The 26,777-nt window shown below is 36.1% G+C and carries 31 protein-coding genes, 1 tRNA gene and 1 pseudogene; 11 read left to right on the forward strand and 22 right to left on the reverse strand.

Annotated features, from left to right (window positions below):
* Nucleotides 1–5: 5 nt before the first annotated feature.
* Together B5473_RS16360 and B5473_RS16365 are read left to right on the forward strand one after the other, a co-directional pair.
* Entirely contained in the window at nucleotides 6–632 is a 627-nt protein-coding gene (locus B5473_RS16360; RefSeq protein ID WP_079527070.1) for a LysE family transporter, read from the forward strand.
* Between the two features lie 92 nt (nucleotides 633–724).
* Nucleotides 725–1,954 (forward strand): MFS transporter, encoded by a 1,230-nt coding sequence (locus tag B5473_RS16365; protein WP_079527072.1) that lies wholly within the window; start codon nucleotides 725–727, stop codon nucleotides 1,952–1,954.
* Nucleotides 1,955–1,999: 45 nt separating this feature from the next.
* Here the strand turns inward: B5473_RS16365 and B5473_RS16370 are convergent, their stop codons facing one another.
* Nucleotides 2,000–2,263 carry a YqhV family protein gene (locus B5473_RS16370; protein WP_420820144.1) on the reverse strand — a complete coding sequence of 88 codons (264 nt, stop codon included), beginning with the start codon at nucleotides 2,261–2,263 and terminating at the stop codon, nucleotides 2,000–2,002.
* A 196-nt stretch (nucleotides 2,264–2,459) separates the two neighbouring features.
* Here B5473_RS16370 and B5473_RS16375 point away from each other — a divergent pair, with 196 nt between their 5' ends.
* Entirely contained in the window at nucleotides 2,460–3,710 is a 1,251-nt protein-coding gene (locus B5473_RS16375; protein ID WP_079527079.1) for an MFS transporter, read from the forward strand.
* 99 nt (nucleotides 3,711–3,809) lie between these two features.
* On the opposite strand, the gene B5473_RS16380 is transcribed toward B5473_RS16375, so the two are convergent.
* Both B5473_RS16380 and B5473_RS16385 read right to left on the reverse strand, forming a co-directional pair.
* On the reverse strand, nucleotides 3,810–4,703 hold the full coding sequence (locus B5473_RS16380) for a stalk domain-containing protein (protein WP_079527081.1): 894 nt from the start codon (nucleotides 4,701–4,703) through the stop codon (nucleotides 3,810–3,812).
* A 55-nt stretch (nucleotides 4,704–4,758) separates the two neighbouring features.
* Nucleotides 4,759–5,574: an N-acetylmuramoyl-L-alanine amidase gene (locus B5473_RS16385; protein WP_079527083.1), complete on the reverse strand. Its 816-nt coding sequence runs from the start codon at nucleotides 5,572–5,574 to the stop codon at nucleotides 4,759–4,761.
* 190 nt (nucleotides 5,575–5,764) lie between these two features.
* On the opposite strand from B5473_RS16385, the gene B5473_RS16390 reads away from it, so the two are divergent.
* Complete coding sequence (locus B5473_RS16390) at nucleotides 5,765–6,691, forward strand: EamA family transporter (protein WP_079527085.1); 927 nt, start codon at nucleotides 5,765–5,767, stop codon at nucleotides 6,689–6,691.
* A gap of 660 nt (nucleotides 6,692–7,351) precedes the next feature.
* Here the strand turns inward: B5473_RS16390 and B5473_RS16395 are convergent.
* The 3 genes from B5473_RS16395 to B5473_RS16405 all read right to left on the reverse strand — a co-directional run bounded on the left by B5473_RS16395 (nucleotide 7,352) and on the right by B5473_RS16405 (nucleotide 9,188).
* Nucleotides 7,352–8,371 (reverse strand): serine hydrolase domain-containing protein, encoded by a 1,020-nt coding sequence (locus B5473_RS16395; RefSeq protein WP_079527087.1) that lies wholly within the window; start codon nucleotides 8,369–8,371, stop codon nucleotides 7,352–7,354.
* Between the two features lie 152 nt (nucleotides 8,372–8,523).
* A complete protein-coding gene (locus tag B5473_RS16400) occupies nucleotides 8,524–8,901 on the reverse strand; it encodes a DUF1801 domain-containing protein (RefSeq protein ID WP_079527089.1) in 378 nt (125 codons plus the stop codon).
* Nucleotides 8,902–9,002: 101 nt separating this feature from the next.
* A complete protein-coding gene (locus tag B5473_RS16405) occupies nucleotides 9,003–9,188 on the reverse strand; it encodes an S-layer homology domain-containing protein (protein WP_079527091.1) in 186 nt (61 codons plus the stop codon).
* A gap of 422 nt (nucleotides 9,189–9,610) precedes the next feature.
* Here B5473_RS16405 and B5473_RS16415 point away from each other — a divergent pair, with 422 nt between their 5' ends.
* Nucleotides 9,611–10,294, forward strand: coding sequence for a VOC family protein (locus B5473_RS16415; RefSeq protein ID WP_079527095.1), 684 nt, complete (start codon nucleotides 9,611–9,613; stop codon nucleotides 10,292–10,294).
* A gap of 31 nt (nucleotides 10,295–10,325) precedes the next feature.
* Here the strand turns inward: B5473_RS16415 and B5473_RS16420 are convergent, their stop codons facing one another.
* The 10 genes from B5473_RS16420 to B5473_RS16465 all read right to left on the reverse strand — a co-directional run bounded on the left by B5473_RS16420 (nucleotide 10,326) and on the right by B5473_RS16465 (nucleotide 16,499).
* Nucleotides 10,326–10,895, reverse strand: coding sequence for an AAA family ATPase (locus B5473_RS16420; RefSeq protein ID WP_079527097.1), 570 nt, complete (start codon nucleotides 10,893–10,895; stop codon nucleotides 10,326–10,328).
* A 17-nt stretch (nucleotides 10,896–10,912) separates the two neighbouring features.
* Entirely contained in the window at nucleotides 10,913–11,329 is a 417-nt protein-coding gene (locus B5473_RS16425; protein WP_079527099.1) for an HIT family protein, read from the reverse strand.
* Nucleotides 11,330–11,368: 39 nt separating this feature from the next.
* Entirely contained in the window at nucleotides 11,369–11,860 is a 492-nt protein-coding gene (locus B5473_RS16430) for a DUF402 domain-containing protein (RefSeq protein WP_079528772.1), read from the reverse strand.
* 157 nt (nucleotides 11,861–12,017) lie between these two features.
* A complete protein-coding gene (locus tag B5473_RS16435; RefSeq protein ID WP_079527101.1) occupies nucleotides 12,018–12,227 on the reverse strand; it encodes a hypothetical protein in 210 nt (69 codons plus the stop codon).
* Between the two features lie 78 nt (nucleotides 12,228–12,305).
* A complete protein-coding gene (locus B5473_RS16440) occupies nucleotides 12,306–12,683 on the reverse strand; it encodes a hypothetical protein (protein ID WP_139377752.1) in 378 nt (125 codons plus the stop codon).
* Nucleotides 12,684–13,006: 323 nt separating this feature from the next.
* Nucleotides 13,007–13,198 carry a DUF6366 family protein gene (locus B5473_RS16445; RefSeq protein WP_079527105.1) on the reverse strand — a complete coding sequence of 64 codons (192 nt, stop codon included), beginning with the start codon at nucleotides 13,196–13,198 and terminating at the stop codon, nucleotides 13,007–13,009.
* Between the two features lie 60 nt (nucleotides 13,199–13,258).
* On the reverse strand, nucleotides 13,259–13,858 hold the full coding sequence (locus B5473_RS16450; protein ID WP_079527107.1) for a protein kinase: 600 nt from the start codon (nucleotides 13,856–13,858) through the stop codon (nucleotides 13,259–13,261).
* 100 nt (nucleotides 13,859–13,958) lie between these two features.
* A complete protein-coding gene (locus B5473_RS16455; protein ID WP_079527109.1) occupies nucleotides 13,959–14,318 on the reverse strand; it encodes a nuclear transport factor 2 family protein in 360 nt (119 codons plus the stop codon).
* A 45-nt stretch (nucleotides 14,319–14,363) separates the two neighbouring features.
* A complete protein-coding gene (locus tag B5473_RS16460) occupies nucleotides 14,364–15,149 on the reverse strand; it encodes a GNAT family N-acetyltransferase (RefSeq protein WP_079527111.1) in 786 nt (261 codons plus the stop codon).
* A gap of 87 nt (nucleotides 15,150–15,236) precedes the next feature.
* Nucleotides 15,237–16,499 carry a M48 family metallopeptidase gene (locus tag B5473_RS16465; RefSeq protein ID WP_079527113.1) on the reverse strand — a complete coding sequence of 421 codons (1,263 nt, stop codon included), beginning with the start codon at nucleotides 16,497–16,499 and terminating at the stop codon, nucleotides 15,237–15,239.
* A gap of 160 nt (nucleotides 16,500–16,659) precedes the next feature.
* Between B5473_RS16465 and B5473_RS16470 the strand changes: the two genes are divergently transcribed.
* Together B5473_RS16470 and B5473_RS16475 are read left to right on the forward strand one after the other, a co-directional pair.
* A complete protein-coding gene (locus B5473_RS16470) occupies nucleotides 16,660–16,881 on the forward strand; it encodes a hypothetical protein (protein ID WP_079527115.1) in 222 nt (73 codons plus the stop codon).
* 123 nt (nucleotides 16,882–17,004) lie between these two features.
* Nucleotides 17,005–17,077: transfer RNA gene (locus B5473_RS16475), tRNA-Val, on the forward strand.
* 443 nt (nucleotides 17,078–17,520) lie between these two features.
* On the opposite strand, the gene B5473_RS16480 is transcribed toward B5473_RS16475, so the two are convergent.
* From B5473_RS16480 to B5473_RS16500, 5 genes are all read right to left on the reverse strand, one after another.
* Complete coding sequence (locus tag B5473_RS16480) at nucleotides 17,521–18,138, reverse strand: HAD family hydrolase (RefSeq protein WP_079527117.1); 618 nt, start codon at nucleotides 18,136–18,138, stop codon at nucleotides 17,521–17,523.
* Nucleotides 18,139–18,388: 250 nt separating this feature from the next.
* Nucleotides 18,389–18,967 (reverse strand): GNAT family N-acetyltransferase, encoded by a 579-nt coding sequence (locus tag B5473_RS16485; RefSeq protein WP_079527119.1) that lies wholly within the window; start codon nucleotides 18,965–18,967, stop codon nucleotides 18,389–18,391.
* A 278-nt stretch (nucleotides 18,968–19,245) separates the two neighbouring features.
* A complete protein-coding gene (locus tag B5473_RS16490; RefSeq protein ID WP_079527121.1) occupies nucleotides 19,246–19,713 on the reverse strand; it encodes a GNAT family N-acetyltransferase in 468 nt (155 codons plus the stop codon).
* A 208-nt stretch (nucleotides 19,714–19,921) separates the two neighbouring features.
* Nucleotides 19,922–20,395, reverse strand: a complete 474-nt coding sequence (locus B5473_RS16495; protein WP_079527123.1) for a hypothetical protein — start codon at nucleotides 20,393–20,395, stop codon at nucleotides 19,922–19,924.
* A gap of 233 nt (nucleotides 20,396–20,628) precedes the next feature.
* Entirely contained in the window at nucleotides 20,629–21,027 is a 399-nt protein-coding gene (locus B5473_RS16500; protein ID WP_079527125.1) for a hypothetical protein, read from the reverse strand.
* Nucleotides 21,028–21,122: 95 nt separating this feature from the next.
* On the opposite strand from B5473_RS16500, the pseudogene B5473_RS16505 reads away from it, so the two are divergent.
* The 4 genes and pseudogenes from B5473_RS16505 (at nucleotide 21,123) to B5473_RS16520 (ending at nucleotide 24,836) form a co-directional block, all read left to right on the forward strand.
* A pseudogene (locus B5473_RS16505) lies at nucleotides 21,123–22,669 on the forward strand (IS3 family transposase).
* Between the two features lie 867 nt (nucleotides 22,670–23,536).
* Nucleotides 23,537–23,770 carry a cold-shock protein gene (locus B5473_RS16510; RefSeq protein ID WP_079527127.1) on the forward strand — a complete coding sequence of 78 codons (234 nt, stop codon included), beginning with the start codon at nucleotides 23,537–23,539 and terminating at the stop codon, nucleotides 23,768–23,770.
* Nucleotides 23,771–23,876: 106 nt separating this feature from the next.
* Entirely contained in the window at nucleotides 23,877–24,287 is a 411-nt protein-coding gene (locus B5473_RS16515; protein WP_079527129.1) for a DUF4275 family protein, read from the forward strand.
* 162 nt (nucleotides 24,288–24,449) lie between these two features.
* Nucleotides 24,450–24,836, forward strand: a complete 387-nt coding sequence (locus B5473_RS16520) for a DUF5071 domain-containing protein (RefSeq protein ID WP_079527131.1) — start codon at nucleotides 24,450–24,452, stop codon at nucleotides 24,834–24,836.
* 126 nt (nucleotides 24,837–24,962) lie between these two features.
* Here the strand turns inward: B5473_RS16520 and B5473_RS16525 are convergent.
* Nucleotides 24,963–26,320, reverse strand: a protein-coding gene (locus B5473_RS16525; RefSeq protein WP_139377713.1) for an IS3 family transposase whose coding sequence is annotated in 2 segments (ribosomal slippage) — nucleotides 24,963–25,867 and nucleotides 25,867–26,320 — 1,359 coding nt in all. Because the reading frame shifts where the segments join, the coding sequence is not laid out codon by codon here.
* Nucleotides 26,321–26,777 lie beyond the last annotated feature (457 nt).

A 26,777-nucleotide genomic window follows, 5' to 3' on the forward strand; every position in this document is an offset into this window, starting at 1 on the left:
ATTTTATGAATTCAATATTTACCTATATCTTTTTAGGCATAACGATGGCCGCTACATTTGGACCTGTTAAGAACGTCCTTTTAAATACAGGTTTAAAGAACGGGTTTTTTCATGCCTGGTTTTTCAGTCTTGGTGCTTTGACTACTGACATTGTCTATATGTTCGTTGTTTATTTTGGAGTTGGAAAATTCATTGATTCAATACTTTTACAAACAATACTATGGTCATTCGGTTGTTTCGTTCTTTTGTATACAGGGATAGAAAGCTTACTGACGCTACATAAAATTGAAATGAATTCAAAAACCGGCCGGATCGTAAGACTAAGACATTCATTATTAGCTGGATTATTGATGTCTTTGTTAAACCCGATAACAATCCTTTTTTGGTTAGGAATTTATGGCTCAATCCTTGCAAAAACAGCGGGTATCGCTAGTGGATTTGACATCATAATAATTAGCAGCGCCATATTGCTCGGCATTATTTTAGTGGATTTTCTCTATTCATTTTTGTCCAGTGTCGCCCGCAAATTATTATCCATTAAGCTGCTGAAAACTGTAACTGTTATTTCATCGATCTTTATGATTGGATTTGGAATCTACTTTGGAAATCAGGCTTTTCATTTGTTATTTTAATTGATGAAAGCATAGACAAAAAGGCTTGCGTATAAAATAATCCCAAAAGGAAACCATACCTAAATAAATATAAAATTAGCCGAGGTGTGGTAATGGACAAAAATAAGGGACATGTAAGTATATGGTGTATTGTAAGTCTGACTTCTATTCCTCTCATCATGACTTTAGGAAATTCAATGCTTATTCCAGTGCTCCCAATACTAGAAGACAAAGTGGGAATTACATCATTTCAATCAAGTATGATTATTACAAGCTATTCTGTCGCAGCAATTTTTCTTATTCCAGTAGCAGGCTATTTATCGGATCGCTTTGGCAGGAAAGTCGTCATATTACCGAGTCTGATCTTAGCTTTAATCGGCGGACTAATCGCAGGGTTTGCTTCATGGAAAATGGATGACCCTTACACAATGATTATTATCGGCAGGATTATTCAAGGTATAGGTGCCGCCGGAGCGATGCCCATTGTTTTACCTCTTGTAGGTGACCTGTATCAAGATGATGATGAGAAAATCAGTTCAACTTTAGGGATAATAGAAACTTCAAATACATTCGGAAAAGTATTGAGTCCTATTTTAGGCTCAGTTTTTGCTGCTATATTATGGTTCCTTCCGTTCTTTTCTATATCAGCACTCAGTTTAATTTCCATTGCACTTATATTCTTCTTTGTTAAAGTGCCTAAAGATAAGGATGAACCTTTGAAGTTTAAGGAATTTATACGTAATACAAAAGAAGTTTTCAAAGACGAAGGAAAATGGCTGTATACGGTATTCCTTAACGGGGTCCTTGTGATGCTCATATTATTCGGCATGTTATTCTTCTTATCAGAAAATCTGGAAAAGGTTCATGATATTAAAGGGATTAAGAAAGGTTTTGTACTGGCCATCCCGCTTTTACTTCTCTGTATTTCTTCTTTTATTTCCGGTCGGAAAATTAAAGGAGATTTAAACAGAATTAAGAAAATTATTATTGTTTCCTTGATTGCAATGTCTGTCAGCATTATCTTTGTCGGGTTTACAAGCAAAAAACTCATCCTTTTGCTGATTGTCACAAGTATAGTCGGAATAGCGATCGGTGCTCTATTGCCTGCGCTTGACACCATTATTACGGATAATATTAGAAAAGAATTACGTGGTACTGTATCTTCATTCTATAGTTCTGCGAGATTTATCGGTGTTGCAGCAGGTCCGCCTATCATGTCACTTGTCATGAAAGACCACCTGAATATTAGCTATATTACTGCAGGTATATTAGGGTTAATACTTTTATTTTTCGTTATAAAGTTCATCAAAGTAGACGATATTGTACCAAAAGAAATAACATAGAAATAAGGACCTAACAGCAATAGCTGTATAGGTCCTTTTTATGTTTCATGCAGATTTTAAACTGAAAAGTATGAGGGAAATCCCGCAGAAAAGACATATTATACGTGTCAGTGAAATCTTTTCTGCCAGGCCAAGCAATGCTAGTGCTGTTGTAACAATTAAAACAACCGGACCGACTAGGGCTAGTAGCGTATTAATATAAAAGGCTTTTTCTAAATCATTGAATTTAAACATTAATGCAGCAGCCGTTAATTCTATACTTCCGGACATAATTCTTAAAGCAATGATAATAATGAGTGCCTTATCCATAAATGTAACCACATCCTTGCTAGTGTTGTTACCTAACATATGCAGTCAATCCTAGAAATATATTTATAAAAACATATAGAGAATCATTAAATAGCAAACCCCACACAATAAATTTCAAAACAATCTGAAAATATAATTTTACATATGATACAATCCTATTTAAAATTAAAATAGAGTAAAAAAAGGCGGTGTTCAGTTGAAAAAAATTCACTGTAGCTGGATTATTCTTGCTATATCATTCTGCTCCATTATTGCCGCCGGGATTGCGATGGCATCATCCGGGGTTTTCTTGACTCCTTTTGAACAAGAATTCGGCTGGGATCGTCAAGTGATTTCCCTAGCCTTTGGAATCAGCTTGTTTTTCTACGGATTTGCTGGTCCATTCATGGCAGCATTACTTCAAAAATTCGGATTAAAGAAAATGATGCTTGCTTCAATGGGGACGTTATTGATTGGTCTTCTATTAATTTTCCTGATGAATCAATCATGGCAACTGATTATTATATGGGGAGTAATTATCGGACTTGGCTCCAGTCTGTTTTTAACGGTTTTAAGTCCATATGTAGCGAATCACTGGTTTAAAGAAAAAAGAGGACTTGCAACAGGGATTCTGACTGCGAGTACGGCAATGGGTCAGTTAATACTCCTCCCTGTATTAGCCACAATCATCGAAAATTACTCGTGGCGATGGGCAATCGGTTTAATAATAACGATTAGTTCTGTAATATTTTTCCTCATCTTTTTGTTTATGAGAAACACACCAAAAGAAATCGGCATCCTTCCATATGGTCAGACAGAGGATTTAGAGGTCGCGGATGTTCAATCAAAAGGCAATCCCATTGTTTTGGCATTTAAAGGGTTGGCCGAAGCTATACGCGCTAAAGAATTTTGGTTATTGGCAGGAAGTTTCTTTTTTTGCGGCTTTTCAACGAACGGGCTTGTCGGGACTCACTTTATTTCATACTGTATCAGCTTCGGCATACCTATCGTGACTGCGGCTTCCTTGCTATCATTTATGGGCGTTTTCAATATGGTAGGAACAACACTTTCCGGTTGGCTGTCCGATCGTATTGATAATCGCTGGCTTCTGTTTTGGTATTATTTGTTCAGAGGGGCTTCTCTAGTTTTGCTTCCTTTTGCGTTAATGGAAGGCAATCTGACTTGGATTCTTGTTTTCACTGTATTTTACGGATTGGATTGGGTGGCAACTGTACCGCCGACGATCAATCTTTCAAGACAAATATTTGGAGTACATAAAAGCGCGATTATTTACGGGTGGATTTTTGCATCTCACCAAGTAGGTGCTGCAACTGCCGCATATGGTGGGGGGATGTTATATTCTTATTTCAATACTTATACTTGGGCATTTTTTATGGCCGGTGTCTGCTGTGTCATGGCAAGTTTATTTGTAATATTAATAAAGAAACAGCCGCGCTCTATACAGTAAAACAAGGTGCTTTGATTTTAATTCAAAGCACCTTTTTAATATAAAAAATGACTAAAATTCATAGGTTGTATGAATTTTAGCCCGGCAAAATATTTGATTTTAGTTCAGTAATTCTTTAACAAAATCATACTGTACATATGTTTTGTTTTCTTCCAGTAATGCTGGGGCAACGTCAAAATGTTTAAGTGCACGATTATGGCCATAAGTTTTCTCGCCTCGTGTAATTGTGTACGACAAAGCATCTTTTGAGATGACCGCACCATCTCCTGTCGAAGTGACTTTAAAGCCAAGTTCTTCTGCGACAATGCGTAACGGTACCATGATTTTGCCATCGACTTCTTTATAATCTTCACCAATTAGTTCCTGTAATTCTGGTGCAATTTCAGGTTTTTCTACTTCTTCTTCAAGTTTTGGGAAAACGATGATTTTTTCTGGTGCTGTCTGTGCTGGAATACTCTTTGTCGTTGGTCCGTAAAATACAATTGCGCTGTAGTTTTTCAATTCCTTTGCAGACACCTTTTTGCCTTTTGTATTAATAATGACCGATTCCTCATTTAAATTCAGCTTTAAATTTCCGTCGTCACTTAAGAAGTTTTCGTCAAATTGCGCGACCTTTACTGAGTTGGCAGTATCATCTTTTTCCACAATAACTACAGGTGGTGCATATTGCGGCGGATAAATTAAGATCATTGGCTGATCCGCGTAAATTGAAAGTGAAATCGTATCACCAATTTTCAGCTTCACTTCATTGCCGTGTTCGTCAAAAACAAGTGTTTTGTCATCTACATAGAAATTGAACACATTGTCATTAAGTTCTGCTGTAAATAATTTGGCGTTTTCCCTCTGTTCGACTGCAGTGATATTCCCTCTGTGCTGGATAAAAGTACCTGCTTTTTCCACTTCTTCAGTCCCTTCTGTTGTTGGCTGATCAGCGTAAGCAGTAACGGTTCCGAGTAGCAGTACAGATAATGCTAAAGGTGCAATTTTTTTCATATAGTTCCATCCTTTCGGTAATTTCACTACATTAGTCGATTTAAGGAAAAAAAGGTTACATATTCGAGTTATTTTTTTGATATTGCAATGTCGTGAGTGCAATATAATCGTATAACGTTAATTTGCCAAGATCGAAGTTTTCTAACCATATTGGCTGAAATGCGCCTATTTGAACACCTTGCTTAAGCTGTTCACGTACAGCTTCTTTATCGTTGAAAATGGCTTCCACTTTTTGCTGTAATGCCTTGCTCGTAATCGTTTGCGGGTCCGGTGCTGGTGCTGGTGGTGTCGGTTTTATTGGTTGTGCTGGTGTTGGTGCTTGCGTTGGTGTTGGTGCTTTTATATTCGGAAAATAGCTTTTCAATGTCTCGGCAATTGCTTCAATTATTTGGTCTTTATTTGCCCGATATAGCTTTACATCTTGCTCTGAATTGACAAAACATACTTCTATAAGAATGGCCTTTTTCGTTGTTCCATTTAAAAATGCCAAGTTCGTACGCTGTTTTGCCCCGCGGTTTTTAAACTTTCCTGCATTCGCAATTGCGGTACTCATCTTTTGCGCAAATGCTGCCATAGTAGGGTTTACATACAGCACTTCTGTCCCGATTCCTTCTTTTTGCTGTGCGGATGCAGAATTAAAATGAATGCTGACATCAAGTTCGCGCTGAGTTGCGTTATGCTGCTTCACTAAATACGTCAAATTTTGCTGCTGGCTTTTAGATTGATTGTCAATAATTACTTTGACCTTCACACCTTTTTGCTGCAATTTTTTCCCGAGCTCCTGCACAAGCGAAACAGTTTCCTCCCCTTCATTCATGTAACCTGAGGCGCCTGTCCCCTTTCCGTAATGACCTGCACTAATTGTTAGCATCGTAATTCACCTCCTTTTTCTATCTATATGTCCTCTAGTGTACCGAAAAAGGGACATTGCGGTTTTTTATTATATTAAAATAGCAGTTAGGTTTTTACCACGGTGAAAGGCAATCTCCCTAATAGCGATATAGCAATTAGAATAATAATTCGTTACAATGAAGTAATTATACATAATGTGAGGGTTTGGCATGAAAAACAAACGAATGATTGGCTTTTTATTAGTTGTGTGTGGCAGTTTTTTCTGGGGTATCGGCGGAACGATGGCACAACAACTGTTTTCTTGTGGCATTGAAGTGAACTGGCTTGTGTCAACACGCCTTGTCATTGCCGGTATACTTCTTTTAATTGCCCAGGCAATATTTAAAGATCGGGGGCAGATTTTCAAGATTTGGCTGGAGAAACGGGATGCATTCCGCTTACTCGTTTTCGCGATTATTGGAATGCTTGGGGTTCAGTATACATATATGGCTTCGATTAAAGAAGGCAATGCAGCGGTCGCAACCTTATTGCAATACTTGGCACCGGTAATGATCATTATTTGGGTGACGTTTCGTGGCCTGTCCAAATTCACGAAAAGAGATGCGGTAACAATTGTGTTAGCTCTTGGCGGAAGCTTCTTTTTATTAACAAACGGTTCACTTTCCGCGTTTGCCGTACCGCTCCCTGCAATTATTTGGGGGTTATTGTCCGGTGTGACACTGGCATTTTATACGCTCTATGTCATTCCACTATTAAAGCGCTTTGACTCGCTTGTCGTTGTTGGCTGGGCGATGTTTATAGCGGGAATGACAATGAGTTTTGTGCAGCCTCCATGGGATGTGGATGTTTCAGTATGGACAGGTGCAACTGTATTTTATCTGATTGTAGTCATTATTTTCGGCACGATGCTGGCATTCTGGTTTTACATCGAAAGCCTTCAATCTCTTACTGCTAAGGAAACGAGCCTGCTTGGTAATATTGAACCGCTGACTGCCGTGCTGGCAACAGTGTTATGGCTGAAAGAACCGTTCGGCGTATTTCAATGGCTTGGAACCTCACTCATCTTGGTGATGATGGTTTATATAGCGTTGAAGGCGGATCGGGATCAGGTTGAGGATGACGCGGTAGACGTTTGATATAGGAGGTGCTCGCATAGGTTGTACGGGCGCTTTTTTTGCGAAATCTGCCGCAGAATTCGGAAGCGGTTTTGAAAACTGTGGTGAGGGGTGTGATTTTTAAGTTAGTTTCCGGGAAATATTCGGGGTGCTGAAGGCTTTTTTGTTTTATTAGAACAATTGTTTCGGTTATTAGAAGAGTTGAGTGGGTTATTAGAACTTTTCGGTGAGATATTAGAAAACTCGGGTGTGGTGTACGGTTTCGAGTGAATTTCCCGGCAATATTAGGGTTTGCTGAATGTGTTTTAGTTTTTATTAGAACATTGACGACTGATATTAGAAGAGTTGAACTGGTTATTAGAACTTCTCCGAGAGATATTAGAAAACTCAGGTGTGGAGTAGGATTTCGAGTGAATTACCCGGCAATATTGAGGGCTATCTTATCGTATTTTATTTTTATTAGAACAAATGCTGAGGTTATTAGAAAATCTGAGAGTGATATTAGAAGAACTATAGAGGATATTTGAACATTTTGATGGGTTATTAGAACATCGAACAATTATATTAGAAGTTCGGCATTTTATTAGAACTTTTCACGATATATTAGAAGATCCGAGCTGGATATTAGAAAACCGCACCCCCAATATAAAAACCAACTAGCCTCAGCTAGTTGGCTCCACTCTAGATGTTTTCAATTTCCTTAAAGACGTCAAAAGCGCCTTCACTTTTATTCGAACAGACGACACTCACCAAACCACTTGCCGGATAATATGCTGAGTGAAAGCTCACCCCGGGGTCGTAGCCCATCACATGGTATTTCGAGATACTGTCTTCCTTCTTATCAATCCATACACCATAGCCGTAAAAGCGGTCATAGTCATCATCCGTATGAATATATGGCGTTAACAATTGCTGCGTCATCACTTCGCCTAAAAGTTCAAATTTCATCAATGCTTGCCAGAAGCGATGCATGTCTTCCACAGTGATAAAAGCTCCACCGTCCGCCCCGCCTTTTACGGGAACAGAGTAAATATTCGATTTCCATGAGCCGTCTTCCTCTTCAATATAGCCCAGTGCCGTATTTCGAGGAAGTGCATCCAGTTCAAAGTATCCTGATTGCTCCATTCCTGCACGCTTGAATATATTTTCCGTCACATAATCATCAAAGCCCTTGCCGCTCACCTGTTCAACGACTAGACCAAGAAGTATATAGCCCGCATTATTATAATGGAAGCGCTCGCCTACTTTTAACTTCATCGGTTCATGCTGGAACAACGGTAAAAAATCACGGCCGTTTCGCATCAAATACATCGGCTGACTCACCCATAAATCCGCAAAATCCTCCATTACTTCTTCGTCAAAGTAATCCGGGATCCCGGCTGTATGTGTTAACAGATGGTGGATAGTTATTTCCTCATCGAATCGTGGAAACGGAATGTCCAAAATCTCGGATAACTTTGAATCAAATGAAAGCTCTCCCTTCTCTGCAAGCTGGCAAATTGCTACTGCTGTAAAGATTTTGCAACCGGAAGCAATCCCGAATCGCGTTTGCTCATTATTCAAAATGCTATGTGTACGATTCGCAAAACCGATACTGTGTTGCTGTAATAAATCATTATTTCGTTTTACTAAAACATTGCCTGAAAAATCAACTTCATTCATAACTGCTAGTACTTTTTCATTTAACATATTCATTTTCATCTTACTTCCCTTCAAATTTTGAATGATTTCAGATAAAAACTGGTTAACTACTATTTCCCGAATAATATTTTCGGAATAACAAAACTTGGCAATTTCATTTTAACATAGTAGCCTACAAATAAAAAAGGACCGCCTATAACAGTCCCTCTCATTTAACAATCCGTATCTTCCCCGGCACGCCACATATCAATTGTTTTATGGATAAAGTCTCGCAGTCCCGTCTCTTCCATGTTAATTGTCTTCTTAACCCGGATGCATCCTTTGCCATAGTTATAGCCAGTTAAGAGTGTCTCAGCGTTTTCAATTTTATCGATTGTTCCGACATAGAGGCTGACGTAATGTTTTTGCGCGTTCAATGCGAAAATATAATGTTCATCCCTACCGAAATTCAGCATCTTATAGCGAATCGACTCTTCCAATTCAGTTCCATAGGATAATATCATTTGCCTTATTGCAAGAAGCTTCTCTTTGCGCCAGTCGTCTTCGAGCATTTCTAAATATTGTTCAGCATTTTTGGCATCATATTGCATGTTAGAGTACCCCCTATATTTTTCATTTCATTATTAGTTTACATAAAATTCTTATTGTATGCACAAAAAAGCAGGCATATAAAATACGCCTGCTTGAAAATTTAGAAAGTACCATCCGGATAGCCTCCCAGAATATTGCGCTCCGCCAAATCATAGACTGCTTCGGCAAAATATTTTGAAGGTGGTACATCTGAAAATTGCTTCGTGCTTGCAGCAGATGCTTCCGTTAAAGGTAAGCTACATGCAAATATGAGTGCACCGAATGCTGCCAAAATTCTTTTTTTCATTTACTAGCTTCCTTTCTTTTATAGTTGGATTTCTTTATATTAGAAAACCTTTTCAACCCTATATTATTTTACATTATTATCTTTTCTTAACCAGAATTATAGAAAAAACCTTATTTTATATACATTAAACCAAGTCACTCTGACTGATGGGAAAGTATCCAGTTGAATTTCTTCAGTTAGATTACTTTCAATAAATGTAATGACTCTTTGCGTTACTTCACTGTAATACAACTTGCTCACCTCACCATCATCATAGCGAATGAAGAGAAAAATTTTTTGATAATTCTTGCTCAAATGATATATCCATATTTTAACATAAAATTTCTCATGCGAGAGAAGCGAAAATTCAGTCTATTTAACGATTCTTATTTGAAGCATACATGGTAACTTAAAGTTATCACAGATTGAGAGAAGGAAAATGTATGAATATTAAACATGTTACGATGTACGCTTCAAACTTTGATGCAGCAAAACAATTTTATTTAAATAAGCTGCAATTCCCTCTACTATCAGAAGAACCGGATCGCTTTACAATGAATGTTGGGGAAACGGCAGTCACTTTCATTGAGGCCCCTTGTAACGAAAAACCATTCTATCATTTTGCTTTTGACATCCCTTCAAATCATTTTGAAGAGGCGAAAGAATGGACTAAAGGAAAAGTAACATTATCGCAAGAACAAGGCGAAGATGAAGTATATTTTGAAGGGATTGATGCGAAATCGATTTACTTTGAGGACCCTGCAGGAAATATAGTAGAATTTATTTGCCGCCTTTCAGATTCTAAACAAAGTGCGGTACCGTTTACCGTTTCATCTCTGCTAAAGATGTCGGAGATGAGTATTGTCGTAAAGGATAAATTAAAATCAGTATCAGCGTTTCATGAAGTATCTATTTTTGAACGAGACCATAAAGAAATTACGGCAGAAGAATTAACATTTATGGGCGCACGTGAAGATGCATCCTATCTTTTATTCGTAAATGAGGGGCGCACATGGTTCTTCTCAAATAAGAATGCTGAAGTTTTCCCCGTTGAGGTTTTATTAACGAATGGAGTAATGATGAAAATTGACGAAGGTCTGGAATTGGTGAGTTCAAATCGAATTTGAAGATGCTTACTATAAAAAAACGAGCTTGGTCCTACAAGCTCGTTTGTGCAATATGTACTATACTCTGTATTACTAAATCGATCTCATTGTTATCCTTAATAACAAATAAATGGTCGGCTTCCTTTTCTGTTGGATCCACTATGTCTTCTTTGAGAGATTCTACATGCTGCCTAACAAGCAGTTCCTCAAAATTTGTAATTGGACCCCTAAATATATTTGTACTTCTTTGACTTTGTTTTACTCTGGAATGGAGTACATCATGCGATATATCAAAGTGAACCAATATCCGCACAAAATCTTCAGCTGGGAATAATTCCTCAAGTAAATATTTTCGACCTTTGAGGCTTCGATTCGAGTTGCAAATAATAAAATGAAAATCTGTATGTTCTTTGGCATAATCGACCATTAACTCAGAAAGCGAATGTTTAAGTATATTTGGTCCTTCATCTCGTTGTAACTTCTTATAATAAGTATTAAGAAATTGAGCGTGGTTGTCCTGGTCGATTACAAAAGAATTGCTTAATTGTTTTTCTAAAGCATGAGCAAATGTAGTTTTACCGGAATGGGTTTTGCCCACTGTCATAATTACTAATCTTTTCATTGTTAAAACCTCTTTTATTAAACTTGAATATTATCTTTTCCCCTGCTATTCGTCTCACCTTTAAACATGTACCGGATGCCTTTACCTGCAAGCGGTTCATCTGTATACCTTGGTAAAACATGAAAATGAGCGTGAAAAATATGCTGTCCGCCAATCTCTCCACAATTCCACCCCAGATTATATCCTTGAGGTTGGTATGTCTTATCCAAGTAATCTTTCACATCTTGAAGAAGTGTATATGTGGCATTCCATTCATCTATTGTTAAGTCAAACGCCGTTTCTCGATGTAATTTAGGTACTATTACGCCAGAACCTTCAAGTTGGATACCTTTCTTTTGGTATTGTTCTACTTGTAAAAACCAACAATGTTCATTGCTTAAAACAATTTTTTGAGTTGGCTCTAATTCTGGATGACAAAATATACAATCTTTCATTCTGTTTCACACATCCTCACTAATTTACAATCTGTTCTATTATGGATTTAAAATTGAAGTAAATTCTTTTATAAACGGAAAGTTCCCTTCATCAACTTCTGCTTTCAATCGTTCTAATGCCATGATTGCTTCTTGTTTTAACTCTTCAGGATACAGATATTTTATACTGTTCACTTCAAATTCATCTTCGTCCACAACTTCCCAATCGTGATTTTTCCTTTTTATAAAATCTAAATCCAAATCTACAAAACTAAGTTCATTTTGATTTAAAACTGACGGCATTGCGACATTACAATATGCTGAAACAACGGCCCCTTCTTCGACTTCCAACGCTGCGGTAAACCATTTATTGAAAGGAAAATATTCAATCGACGTATTATTAATTGTGTAAACGTTATTTTTAGAATGATGCACTAACTTCCTCCCTGATTTGCATAAAACAAGTATGTATTCAGGTGTCGTTTCTAGTATTTCGCCTTCCCATTCATAATGAGGTATATCTGGAAACTTCAACGCTTTAATTTTCAGCATATTATTCAAATAACTCTCCTCCGAATACATTTTAAATTTATCACACTAAGTATTTTATACTCCCATTCATATTAACATAAATTACCAAGCTAAATTTACGACATTTTTGGCACTAAAAAAGCATTACCCGTCTCAAGGTAATGCTCCTCATTTTAAATTAAATGTTATCATTTTTCTTTTGATGAATCAGTTGAATTAACTGATCGATTTTTTCATTTTTTTCTTGATCCAATTTTTGTTTCATTTCCATAAATTTTATCGCTTTCACAATAAAATAAACTACAAAAATAATGATAACTAAGTTAATTAGAATTGGTAACAACCCGAATAAAGCAAACACGCCTATACCACCGCCATCATACAACATTTCCATCACTCCATCTCGATAGATCCTTTTATTATATCATTAAATAAAGTAGGGGTATTATGACTTATTGTGGCTGCGCTAATTTTTTTCCTGTTCAATAAACAGTACATTGTTTTGTCTAGCTATTCTATAAATCTCACTTTTGTCTTCATATAGGAAATACTCGTTTAATGGTATCCGAATTGAATTACCGTCATCTGATTTAAAATTGTATTCTTCATATCTATTCGTGCCATCATTGTAGTATTCAAGCGCTACTTCTTTAATTTCAGTCCATTGAAACGATTTCCCATCGAATAAATTATGCGACACAACTTTTTCTTTTCCTATATATGTATAGCTTAATACCGATAAATATAAAACAAAGAAACCGCCTGCAATAAAAACAACTAATAGGCTATAAGTGAATTTGTTTTGTCTGATTAGCGGGATGATGAATCCGACAAATAATAACAAACTTGCAACTAGAACCAGGTTGAAATTTAAACGATGCGGAAAAAGGACGATTGCTGATGGATCATATAAAAATGTTTGGACATAGAAAACGGGAAAAATTAGTCTGACAAAAGGCAAACTGATAATCGTTAATCCCGCAAGAACTAATAAAATTAGACGAGGTGAGTATTTAATTGAAATGGTAAATCCCCCTTTTTAGAAATCGTATTATCTATATAAGGTAATTTTACCAAATCAATTCTTCTACACTCTTTTATATGCCTAAAAGAATATCTCTGCCTCCCCGCAATTCTATAAAAACGACTCCCTTAAAGAATGCCCCTTTAGTTAAAAAATGCTAAATAAATTACAATAGCGATTATGATTATAAGAAAAAGAATGCCTGTACCTTTCCACCCTAAATCCCCGATTAAATCTTGAAGGCCGCCACCATGCATCGCTGCTGGATTTCTCTTTAACTCTTGTTGTCTTAATCTTTCTCTTCTTTCTTCTGGAGTTTCTTGATCTTTATTCAATATAGATTCCTCCTATAAACAACACTTGTTTACACTTTAACATAAATATCCAGTGTGAAATTAATAATCTTTCCCACAAGTCACACAGCGATTATCTGTATCATTTTCTCCATACATCCGAAGTTCCTTTTCCAGGTTACAGACACGACATTTTTCTAATCGTATTTGAGGCAATGTACCAGCTTCTGCTAATGGGACCCATTGTTCTTCATATAGTTTTTTAGTCATTCCATAGTCAATTAAAACAAGATGCCCCTCTTCATTCAGCCCGTAATTTCCACTATCTTTAAAATCAAATCCGTCTAGTTCTAGATCGATGACTTCGATTGCGGTTTTTAAATCCTCCATCATTCTTGGGTCGTTCTCTAAATCGATATCGTAAGAGCAGTGATTGTGTAATGGGAGTTGCTCATAAAAAGGCTGAACGACATATTTCTCACTTAAAAAAAGAATTGGCGCAATATGTTTGTCTAGCCCCTGCCTTTCCAATGATTTGTACATTTCATATTCATTTTTACTTTGGACATACCCGAGAGGATGCAAAAATGTTTTTATAACAATGCCTTCGAAACGATAAACTTTTCTCGTTGAACCGATTCCGATTATTTCAGCTTGTTTAAGCAAATCCTCTATGTTCTCTACAACTTTGGAAATATTCATTTTTCCATCCCCTAATCATCTATGTATTTAGTACCCGCTATTGTACCTACTGTTTAAAAAAATCAAGCGCTAATCCTTTAAAAAGAATAGCGCCTGAAAACTATAGTGGGATTTTTGTTCCTTGATGGAAATGCATTTTCCACTGTCCATCGACTACTTTCCATATTGAGCTCCTTAATGAATGCTGGTTGTTTAGCTCATTATAAATTCGATACGTTGCTAGAACGATTTCTTCAGACAATGAATGTATTTCAAAATCACTCATTGTCATTTTTACGATTCCAAGAGTTGCTTCACTAATGTCCTCATCTTTGTACAATACTTTCCCTGAGCTTCCAAATTCAAAAAAATTGTCTGAAAGTAAGTTCATTATCTCCTCTTTTGATGTTCGAATTTCTGGTAACAACAATTTGTTTTCGAGTTGAAATAAATGTCTCTTTAATGCTGACCTATTCTCCACTTTCCAGTCACCTTTTCTGTTCATATTATTGTAAATAGTACTATCCTAATCTGCCACAGGAATAGTAGGTGATTGGCAACCATAGGAGTATGCTAGACAACTAAAACCAGACTTTTCAAGGATCGGTTTGCTCATTGGACTGGCATCAACCGTTAGGAAAGAATATCCCTTCTCAAAAGCTTTTTGTGCACGAACTGCCAATAGTTTTGAATAATAACCTTTGCCTCGGTATTGCGGAAGCGTTGACCCTCCCCATAAGCTGGCAAAGGAGGAATTATTCTCTAAGTACATCCAAGCAGCGCTTACAAGCTGACCACCTTCATAAACCCCATAAATATATAGTGAGTCAGGACTATCTTGTTTATCTCTCCAAAGTCTTTCCCCAAGCTCTGTATGAGATCCATTCCAGATAGCATCTTCCAGAGCAATAACATCCAGGATGCCTTGTTCATCTGTTATTTCCTTTACTGCATTCAGATCGAATTTTGTAAGGAAAGGATGACTTTCAGATAATTTCACGACCATGAGTGCTTCTGGATCATCCATCGTAAATCCCTCTTGTTTGAGTATTTCAGTCAAATTATCAGGTTTGTCATAGCTGTACACTTTCCATTCAAAACTTTGCTTAAGGTTACCGAAATAAGTTAACTCATTTCGAATTACTTCCCTTGCAGACCTTTCATTTACATTAGAAGCTAATATAAATCCATTTTCGTTAAACTTTGAAATGTGTCGAACAACATTGTCGGTTTTTTCTCTTATAAACCCTGGTGTTACAGCTTCTTGTCGCAATTCTTTGTGGAAAAGTTTAATCCATTCATTTTTGTCCATAGCCTTGTTCCTTTCAACACCTCAAACATTTATTACAAAAAATTGAAGCGCTTATAGATATAGTAAACTAATTATACATGTTTTTATTTAATCCTCATCAACTTCTTCGGCAACTTTATCGATTCTTTCTAACATTGGCGGATGAGTATAGCGGAACCATTTAACAAGTGCTGGCGGGTTTACTTCACTAAGACCTGCTTTCGTCAGCTGTTGAAACGATGAGACCGCTGCTTCAGGGTTTTCCACAAGCTCAATAGCAAATTCATCTGCTCGGATTTCCTGATAACGGGAAATCGCATTGGACAATGGGCTTGAAAAGAATAATAAAAATGATGAGATTAACAAAAACAATGGCAATGAATTCAAATTGCCCATTTCTTTAATTTTCAGGATCGGTCCGTAACGGCGAATCATCCAAGGCATGATTTTTGCGATCAGCCATAGTCCAATGAGCGTCATAATTAAATAGACCGCGATGTTAATATAAATATCCTTCAGTAAATAATGGCCCATCTCGTGTGCCATGATAAAGAGGATTTCATCTTGTGATAACCGTTTTAAAGTCGTATCCCACAACACTATCCGGGAATTGTCGCCGATTCCTGTCACATAAGCATTTAAAGCATTCGTTTTCTCCGACATATTCACTTCAAACACATGGTCAGTTGGAATATCCGCCTGCTCAGCGAGAGATAGAATTTTCGTCTCCAACTCCTTGTCTGTTAAAGGAGAAAAATCATTATAGATCGGATCGATGACGACAGGTTGAATAAACATTAGAAAGATTGAAAACGGTACAGTTAAAGCCCATGCATAGAGCCACCATTTTTTCGGGCTTTTTCTAATAAGCCAATAGAGAATTGCTATCATGATTACCGACATCCCAAACTCCAGCCAAAAATCAATTATATTTTCCCGCATCCATGAAGAATAAATTTGCGTACTGATTCCATAGCTTTTGCTAAGCATATAGCGGTAATATTCAAGTGGGAATTGAAGGATGAACAATAGCAAGGATAAGAAGAACAAATACATTGTAGTTCTGAATATCGACCATTTAAATTGTTCAGAACTCCATTTCTCAAATAAACGTGAAATTCCCGTAATTAAAATAACGAAGTAAAGCAGCCATTCCAATGGCGTTGTGATAAAGAACAGGAAATTTCTTACTTTTGATAACTCTTCACTTAATAACAACTCCTGTGTTGTAAGAAAAGTGCTTGGATCAGCTGCTGTTCCTTGAAGAGCGGATGGAATCCCACTATTTTGTCCATGGTAAAAATACAAATACATTGCGACAATATACAATCCAAATGCAAAAACAGCCATTAAACCCCATTTTTTTGTCATTCCTTTTACACCTCAATTCAGTCGTTACCATATCCTATTATTGAAGTGCGGAAATCATTTCTACTAAGTTGGTCAATCTCAATTTTTGAAGGTTCTATATATCTTGGAATCTCCATAAACTGACTCAATTTTAAATTGAATTAACAAGGAGCGCTTAATCATGTTGTTTGCTGTTCATTATTTGGAAAATAATACGCCTGTCCTAAGTCAGTGTTTAGAACGTATTCCTGAAGTAGATGAGGACTTAAAAATAAAAGGTCGTCAAGGAAAGGTTGTAAATGTTGTTCAAATCGAAGAGTGTAAATACCACGTCCATGTCGTCCTGGAAAAAGTAAATAAAAAACAAGCTCTATTAAAAGACGATAAAAAGAAAAGACGTTGATCTATGGGGAAATTGCAGGTTTCTCTAAAAGTAAAGTAAAAATATAACAGTTTTCTATATACCGCTCCCACTGTGGATGCTATAATAACAGGTAAGAACATTGTTATAGGTGTTTCTTATCGCGGTCTTGTAGCTCAGCTGGGAGAGCACCACCTCGACAAGGTGGGGGTCGCAGGTTCGAGACCTGTCGAGACCATTAATTCATACGCTCACAAACGTTGTTATATAAACGTTTGTGAGCTTTTTCTTTTCAGGAGATTTCCTACCTTACGCTTGATATCTTTCTAAGTTTTCTAATAATCTGTTAAGGTTTATGTGCTAACACTTCGAAGCCCGTTATGTTTTTTCTTTGGTATTGCATTTTTGAATTTAGCGTACAAGTTTTATAAAAAAGGTGAAAAACTTAGCTTTACAATTCCATTTTTATTAGGTGTTACCGCATTAATAGTTATGTTTTATAGAATGTATTGAGTTAGATTATCTCTCTAGGTACATCGAGCATTATTAATACATAGATTAAAAATATACAATCACATACCAAATAACCTTAACAAGCAGCTAAGACTAAGACACAGTCTTGGTTGCTTTTTACTTTAATTAGGTTACCAAACATCCTTCTTAAAATTGTTAATATTCCCACTAGAAAATACTTAAAAGTTCATCAAAACTTTCAATTTCATTCTCATAATGACTTACTTGCCCAAATCCGTATTTAGCAAATATAAAAGGTATTTTAGCTAATCTGGCTGCATTTAAATCCCCTTCCGTATCACCTATATAAACTGGATTTAATAAATTGTTCCTATCAATCACTAATTTAATATTTTCACCTTTTGACATGGTGGTTCTTCCATGGCTTTCAAAATCCAAAAAATACTTTTCAAGTTTATGATATTTGTAAAATGATTCTATATAGCCATCTTGGCAGTTACTAACAATATATAGGTTATATTTTTGAGAAAGCTCTTTTAGGACAATTTCTACATTTGGATAGAGGACTCCGCCGTGTTTTTCTAAGAAAGATTGTTCTAATTCGCAACAAACTTTTACTAGTTGTTGCCGTTCAGTATAACTTAAAGCGGGAAAGAGTTTTCTACTTATTTCATTCATCTGTAATCCCATTGTACCTTCAAAGTCTTTCCTAGTTAATTGACTTATTATTTGGTTATTGTTTCTTATAACGCTGTTCCAAGCATTGAGTACTGTGTCAATTGGATCCCAGAGAGTTCCATCAAGATCAAAAATTATGCTATCCAATTAAAATCCACTTCCTTCTAAACTAGTTTGACAATCAACTTTATTATCCTAATATTACCATTTTAGATTATTTTATATAGTCGTTTTTTAAATGTGTTATTTTAATTGTTAATATCGTAAAATTCCCCTGATTACTCATACGTTTTTCATAATATGGCCCTATAACGGAAAAACGCGATCTCCTTATTGAAGAATCGCGCCCAGATTGTTGAATAGTATAAGATATATCTCTTTCGAATCTTAATATTTATTAAAATGATCTTTCAAAACAAACACATTTGTGAACACGGTTATTACTTTTAAATTGGTCAATATCGTTTCCAACGTAATGAGTGAAAGTGTTAACTAAATAGAGATTAGGTATGTTACTTTGAATTTTATGTTTCATTTCGCTTCCCTCAAAATAAACGTGGTAATAGGAATCAACCATTTTAAATTTCATTTTTTCATACCAGTTTTGAACCCAAAGATCATCTCTTGTCCACGCCTCAAAACGATTAATATTCATTTCTTTTGCTTTAGTTTCGGCAGCATAGAGTAGTTGTTGTCCTATTCCTCGTCGAGAAAAATCTGGATGAACAGCAATGTGCCAAATCATTCCACCTAATCCTTCTCCTCTGGAGCAAACTGTTCTTTCTTCTTTTTCAAACTCTACATCAATAAGCCCAACAATTTGACCATCTAATTCTGCGACTAGCTCAATTGCCGGATTTTGATAATGTTCTTTCTTATTTAGTACATTATCAAAATAAACTGTCTGTAAAAATGCAAGTGTTCGGCATCTTATCCAACCAGTTTCATCAGTAACTCTATAGTTTCTAATAATCACTTATATACCTCCGGATTTTAGGAACCACGTAGTTTATAGGGGATTTATACGCTTATCCCTTAAAATTGATTCACCCCGTTTAATTTGTTCGTGAATTTCATAATATATACCGCCTCCTTTACTAACAATTATTTAAATTCTACCATACATTCCCAATACATAGAGCGATAAATAGGTATTTCACTACCCATAAAAGGGTCTTAAAAAAGAGGAAAGCCCAATTCTTATTACAGAATTGCGCCCGATTGTTGAAGATCGTTCTTCACCTAAAATCTCCGTTAGTTCAACAACTTTTTCAAATCAATTCTTATATAGGTTTTATTATAAGTAGTACCATCATCATTATAAAAAACAGCTTCCTTTAAATATGGGTCTGAAATTCCTTCATAACCATGCTTTTTAATTAACTTTATCATTTTAGGATTCTCAATTGGATCAACACTCACAAACATTTCAGAATAACCTAAGTCCCTTGCAATATTTTCTCGATACTTTATTAAATCTGAACCTACACCATTTCCACGATACTCTTCTTTTACATAAAGGTCACTTAATTTGGGGAGTAAAGTACCTTTTAATTTAAGAACTCCAAAACCTAATATAAGTTCAATTTGTTCAGCAATCACCAAATATACTTCTTTTTTCTCGAATTGCATTAAATATTTTTTAAATAAATCCTTATTATTTCTTATATTGCATAAACCTGATAAGTCATTTTCGTTTGCCAATCTTAGTATGTACTTCATTATTAACACCCCTTTTTCCACTGGTTTGTTCGAATAATCTGTCCCATTACTTTAAGTATATTTCTTCACAATCCCACTTAAAAACTAACATAAATATCCAATTTCCTTTTAGATTGTTATCTCATAATATGGCCCTATAACGGAAAAACGCGATCCTCCTATTTAAAGAATCGCGCCCGATTGTGGAATATGTTAGGAAATCAACTTACTATTCGGAATATAATTTAGTAAGCGTATTTAATTTGGTGAAGAACTTATCTGGATTAATAATATTGTAAGAGTGAAGTTCATTAGAATCATTACGGAAGTACATATTTTTTTCGTGTTCGTACACATATATAGTGTAGTTTTGGTTAAGATTTAATTTCATTGTTGCGCCTTCTTTAAAATTGTAAATCATAGCAGATGGTATAAATTCTAAATCAAGCAATTCCTTAATAATTTGTTTGCGCTTTTCCTCTGGATTTATGACAATCGCATGAGATTCTAACGTATCTGGTCGATAAGACAGTTCTGTACCTTCTATATCGAAATCAGCCTCAGTTAAAATATCCTTTATGGTGTATATGTTTTCATTTTTTTCTTGAGCGGTATTTTGTTTGCTTTCATACAATCTTCCTCCCATAAATGCTCCAACGATAAGGAGGGCGCAAATGGCTGTTAAAAAAATATATTTTTTCATATGTAAATTCTCCTAAAAATTTATACAATCTTTATATATTTTTATATATTACCATTTTATGAATGATTTTGCTTATAGACATTCCCTAAGCGTCGTTAAGTGACCTTTCATAAAAGAATATTATTCAACAATATGGACCTATAACGGAAAAACGCGATCTTCATATTGAAGAATCGCGCCCGATTGTTATCAGCCAATATTTCTACTTCTATCGTTAGTGCATAAGAAAATGCTTATTCTTCTTCAATTTTAGTGTTTTTATAAAGACTATCTACTATTGGGTAAATATCAGGCTCTGTATAATAGTAATAGTCAGTTACCTCATTTTCCGTAAATATAAAAGTCATTTGTTCACCTTCATAAAGGGATATGGCATAACGAAATCCAGCTCTATCTTCTTGGTTTTCTTCAGGTATAAACTGTACATCCTTGATTTCACTCAAAAATTCACCAATTACTTTTTTATCTTTTATTATTTTTGAATAACCTGTACTCCCATCTGTTACTTGAATTTTTGTGACATCTTCAAGGTCATTTTTATAAAATTCTGTAAAGTTTTTCGTTTCTAATCCGCAGCCTGTTAAAAGAATAATAAATAAAAATAAAGTTAAAGTTAATTTTTGAACATACATATCAATACCTCCATATCCCCCTCTGTTAGGATAGATGTCGTACCGAGCTTACGTGGCATAGTAAAGTAAAAACACGGAGGTCGAGACAAATGACAATGAAAAGAGAACGTATCCGCTACACGGCTGAACAAAAAAAAGCCGTTGTTGCACGCATGATGCCACCACAAAACGAAGCGGTAGCGAAAATAAATGAGGAAACAGGCATTACAGAAGCCACCCTATATAAATGGCGCAAGGAAGCACGTGCAGCAGGTAGTGCAACACCTGGCAATGGTCAAACAAGCGACAAATGGAACAGCCATGATAAATTTTTAGTAGTAATGGAAACCTTCTCGATGAATGAAGCTGAGTTAGCGGAATATTGTCGTCGAAAAGGCTTATATCGTGAGCAGATCGAAGCGTGGAAAGAAGTTTGTCTTCAGGCAAATGGTCAGGCATTTGATCAGGCAAAGCAGTTGAATGGGCAATTAAAGGAAGAAAAGCAGCGGGCAAAGGCGTTGGAGAAGGACTTACAGAAGAAAGAAAAGGCATTGGCAGAAGCGGCAGCCTTATTACTCCTTCGAAAAAAGGCCCAAGCGATTTGGGGGGACGACGAGGAAGAATGACCTGCCCGTCAAATCGCAAACTCGCAGTAGAATTGATTCAAGAAGCGAACCGAAACGGGGCGCGATTGGCAAAAGCATGTGAAGAATTGCATATTAGTGTTCGCACGTATGAACGTTGGGTAAAGGACGGGGAAATCCAGTGGGACCAACGCCCTATCGCTAAGCGTCCCCTACCGAAAAATAAGCTGTCCGAAGAAGAACGAACAGAGATTTTAACCGTTGTGAAGCAGGATGAATATGCCGATTTACCACCAACACAAATTGTCCCAAAGTTAGCCGATCAAGGAACGTACATCGCTTCAGAATCAACATTTTACCGTGTATTACGCGAAGAAAAGATGCAAAATCACCGAGGCTTTAGTCAAAAACCGACGAAGCGGGTACCGGAAAGTCATCTTGCTGTGGCACCGAATCAAGTATGGACATGGGACATTACGTGGTTAGCAGGACCTGTGAAAGGTATGTTTTATCGTCTTTATTTAATCATTGATTTATTTAGTCGCAAGGTTGTCGGCTGGGAGGTTTGGGAAACCGAAGAAGCAAACTATGCGGAGCAACTGGTGCAAAAAGCGGTACTGAATGAAAAAATTCAAGGTGCACCACTCGTCCTTCATTCGGATAATGGCAGCCCGATGAAAGCCTCCACTTTTCAAGGGTTTCTGGAGAAAATGGGCATTCAAAGCTCGTATTCAAGACCACGTGTCAGCAACGATAATCCCTATTCAGAAGCGATGTTTCGGACGTTGAAATACCGCCCTGATTTCCCGCGAAAAGGGTTTAAGTCCGTAGTGGAAGCACGTGCTTGGGCATTAAAATTTGTCCGCTGGTACAACGAAGTACATTTACATAGCGCCTTGAAATTTGTGACGCCGGTGCAGTGCCATACTGGTAAACATATCGGAATTTTAGAGAAAAGAAAATTAGTGTATGAAGAAGCCAAACAAAAGCATCCAGAACGTTGGGCTGGGCAGACACGCAATTGGTCAGCGCAACAACAAGTCGCACTGAATCCGATAAAAGAAGTCGTTCAGGAATAAAAAATCCCCCTTTTCCCTGTTGAAGTTCAATGGAAAGCGATTTTCTTTCCATTGAACTTCAACAGGACAGCAAGCACAGCGCGCTAGCTTCGATTGAATTGGGGATTTGATTGGAACGAATAGGAGTTTAGTAGAAAAGTAAAATAGCTCGATGCGACAACTATATTGACAAACACCGATATCAAAAACGCTATACTTTTTCTATTAATTAAAGTATAACCTTACCAATCAGTCGTTTGGTAATATTTAACGAAATCTTTTATTCCACAATATGGCCATTTAAAGGAAAAGGCGAAAAGGACCCTCTCCTTATTCAAGGAAAGAGCCCGATTGTGGAAGTTTGTGTCCCCCAAGTAAGTTTTTTTTAGCGTGAATTAACTAGACCTGCCATTAATTCTACAATATTCTTTAAATATGCAGATATAAAGAAACTATTTATAGCTAAAATGACCAATGCGATTGCAATAATATATTTTGTTAGTTTGTCCAATTTTATATTCAACCTCTCGTACTTTTAACTTAAACATCATTATCAAGTTAGATTTTGTAGATTGTTCTAATATACGGTTATTCTTCTATAACCCTTAAATAAATTTTCTACACCTTTGTTATTATAGCAAAATTCCAGGTTATTGATTGTTAATAATTCTAATATTTACGTTATTCAACTATATGGCCCTATAATTGAATAGACCACTTTTCTTATTGAAGAATCGCGCCCGATTGTTGCATAAGGGTGGCATCAGTTTTTACATTTACATTGTTAAGCAAAAAAATGTTACCAAACGTCGGTTTGGGAATATTTGTACTTCGCAACTAACGGTTAGTTATATAATGACTTCAACTTATGAAAATGGAGGTTTTTTAATGAGATATAACATTAAAGGGGTCTGTAAAATTTATCACGAAGAAGAGGGTTGGGGATGGATTTCAATTGAAGGTGAGGATGACGTATGGGTACACTTTAGTAGTATTCAAATTGATGGTTTTAAATCACTTACTAAAGGTGACGTAGTATCGTTTGACCTTGAAGAAAATCCAAATTTAAAAGAACAATCACGTCGAGCTGTAAATGTTAAGATACTCGTTAAATTTAAATAACAAGTATTTTAGTGCAACAAGCATTTCGAAATGTGCCCAAACATCGCTTTGGGAACTAATGTTATAATTAAAAATAAAAATTTCCATATATTAGAGGGGTAATAAATTGAGATATAAAGAGTTAAGAATAGTCGATATACCGAAATGGGGAACCTTTTTACGTGAGCAATGGCGTATAAATTTTGCAAATCATCTTTCAAATGAGGAACAGAAATCAATTGGAATGGACGGATTCCTGTGGCATTTATGTAGTTGGGAAAAAGTTAATTGTTTAAAGAAAGATGAAGCAATAGCAGCTTTTAAGGAACACTCAAAAATTAAATGTACTATCTTTTATCAATTTATAGATGAAGCGTATCTTGTGCAAAATGCTGGAACACTGAATCTAGACGATTTCACATATGATAGCTCTCATATGGATTATGGAGACATCTACATAATGGATTGGCATTTTAACTGGACGTTTATTATGACGCACGAAAGTGAATGTGGTCCTTATTTTATAAAAAAAATTTAGAGGATTCTTTAATTTTCATTTCGTAATAGAACGCTATGGTGAAATAACGTTCCCAAATGAAACTTTTGGAATGTTTGAACCAGCAGCTAGGACAGGTTAGCTTAAGAAAGACTGATACAATAAATAGATTACCATGTATAAAAATCTAAGGGAGAAATGCATATGGAAAACTTTGAAGATTTTTTACCAAGACATAAGCATGATCATGATAGAGTAAAAATGATAAAAAAAATGGATAGAGATAAAATATTACCTTTACTGCCTAGCCTCCTTGAATGGATTCAAGATATGAATTGGCCTGTAGCACCAAGCGTATTAGAATTACTTTTAACTTTTCCAGAAGAAATTGTCCCCCATGTACAAGATGTTTTATCTTCAGATGACGAAAATTGGAAATGGTTTATTTTACATTTTTTGGTTGTTGAATTACCAGTAGATTCAAGAGTTCAGTTTAGAGAGTATTTAACAAGAGTTGCTGAAACACCTACACGTAATGAACTCGCTGAAGAACTTGATGAGATTGCAAAAGAGATTTTGGAAACAATCTAAAAAATATTCCTTTTCAATTAACGGTTGCTTTAATGGAACAAAGATTTATAACATATACATAACTAAAATTAATAAACGTTCCCAAATCAAAGTTGAAGTGACCCCTAAAAGTTAGACACGGTAATTTCAGGCAGCCATTTGGGCATGAGTTCGATATTGTATCGGGCTCATACCTTTTAATTTTGCCTTAATCCGTTTGGTATTGTAGTAGTTGATATATTTTTCTAGTTCTCTTTTGAATTGCTCGATATTTTCAAATTCCTTTAAATAGAGAAATTCAGATTTCATGATGCCAAAGAAATTCTCCATCACGGAGTTATCGTAACAGTTACCTTTACGAGACATACTTTGCACAATGCCTCTTGTTTCAAGACTGTGTCGATATTGTTTCATTTGATAATGCCAGCCTTGATCGGAATGCATTAATAGCTGGTGGTCTTCTGGTAAGCATTCTAACGCCTTTTCTAACATGTCTGAAACAAGGGAAAAGGTCGGCCTTGAACCAATTGTATAGGTAATAATTTCACCATTAAATAGATCTAAAACAGGTGATAAATAAAGCTTTTCTCCGAATAATTTAAACTCTGTAATATCGGTTACCCATTTTTCATTTGGAGCCTCTGCCGTAAAATTACGATTTAAAATATTTGGCGCAATTTTACCGACTGTGCCTTTATACGATTTATATTTTTTCATACGTACTAAGCACTTTAAACCTAGCTCTTTCATGATGCGTTGAACCTTCTTATGATTCACTTTTTGCCCACGATTCGCTAACTCATCACGAATACGACGATAACCATAACGACCTTCATGTTCATCGTAAATCGCTTGAATTTCGACCTTTAAATCAGCGTTCAGATCGGGTCGATTCATCTTCTTCACTATATCGTAGTACGTACTGCGTTTAATTTCTGCGAATGCCACAAGTGCTTTCACCGAATATTTATGCCTTAATTCACAAATGACTTTTACTTTGTCTTTCGTGGTGATTTTTCTTTGGCTTGAACTAAGGCATTCAACTTTTTTAAATACTCGTTTTCCATTTCAAGCTGTTTAATGCGAGCTTGGAGTGCTTGAGTAGAGCCTTCTACTGGTGTTTTCTTAGATTGTTTAGCCGTTTCTTTTTTCATGGATAGACGCCCCTTTTTCTTTGGCTGAAGGGCATCCTTTCCTTGTGCTTCGAATTGTTTTTTCCAATTTCGTATCGTTGAAGCAGCCGCTATTTTAAAAATAGCAGCGGTTTCGTATAAGGACGTACCGTGTTCAGTCATGTAGTTAAGTACGTCTAGTTTAAACTGCTTCGTGTAATTTGTATATCGTTTTACAAAGGCCTCTACACCGTTATGTTCATATTGTTTCACCCAAGTTAATAGGTAACGATGGGATACCCCTATATCAGCCGCTACTTTCCTTGAACTTTCTTTTCCATTTACATATCTTTGAACCGCTGCTAATTTTTCTTCTGCACTCATTTTAGCCATAAAAAAACGGCACCTCCTTGTTAGATGTGTCTAACAAATGGGGTGCAGTTCAATCAAAGTTTGGGCATACACCACAAGGGCACGAATGTTGTTAAATTAACATTTGTACCTTTTTGCTTGAACGATTAATTATAGAGTTTTTTATACATATGGCATAAACAGTTGAAGTAGTAGCGTTTATATTAGCAGAGCTTGTTCATAAATTTGCATAAAAACTTGAATAGCATTTCTTGTCGTCATAAGGGTTATTCAACAATATGGCCCTATAACGGAAAAACGCGATCTTCTTATTGAAGAATCGCGCCCGATCGTATTATTAGATCAGCCAGAAAATATTTCTGCTTGAACATTTTTTATATCGATATATGATAACGGTAGCCGGGGTAGAAACATGTTTGAAGCTGGTTGGGACGTTGATCTCGTATAACAAACGAAGCTATGTCACTACAAAGAGGAT

The sequence above is a fragment of the Solibacillus isronensis genome (assembly GCF_900168685.1).
Lineage (GTDB): Bacteria > Bacillota > Bacilli > Bacillales_A > Planococcaceae > Solibacillus > Solibacillus isronensis_A.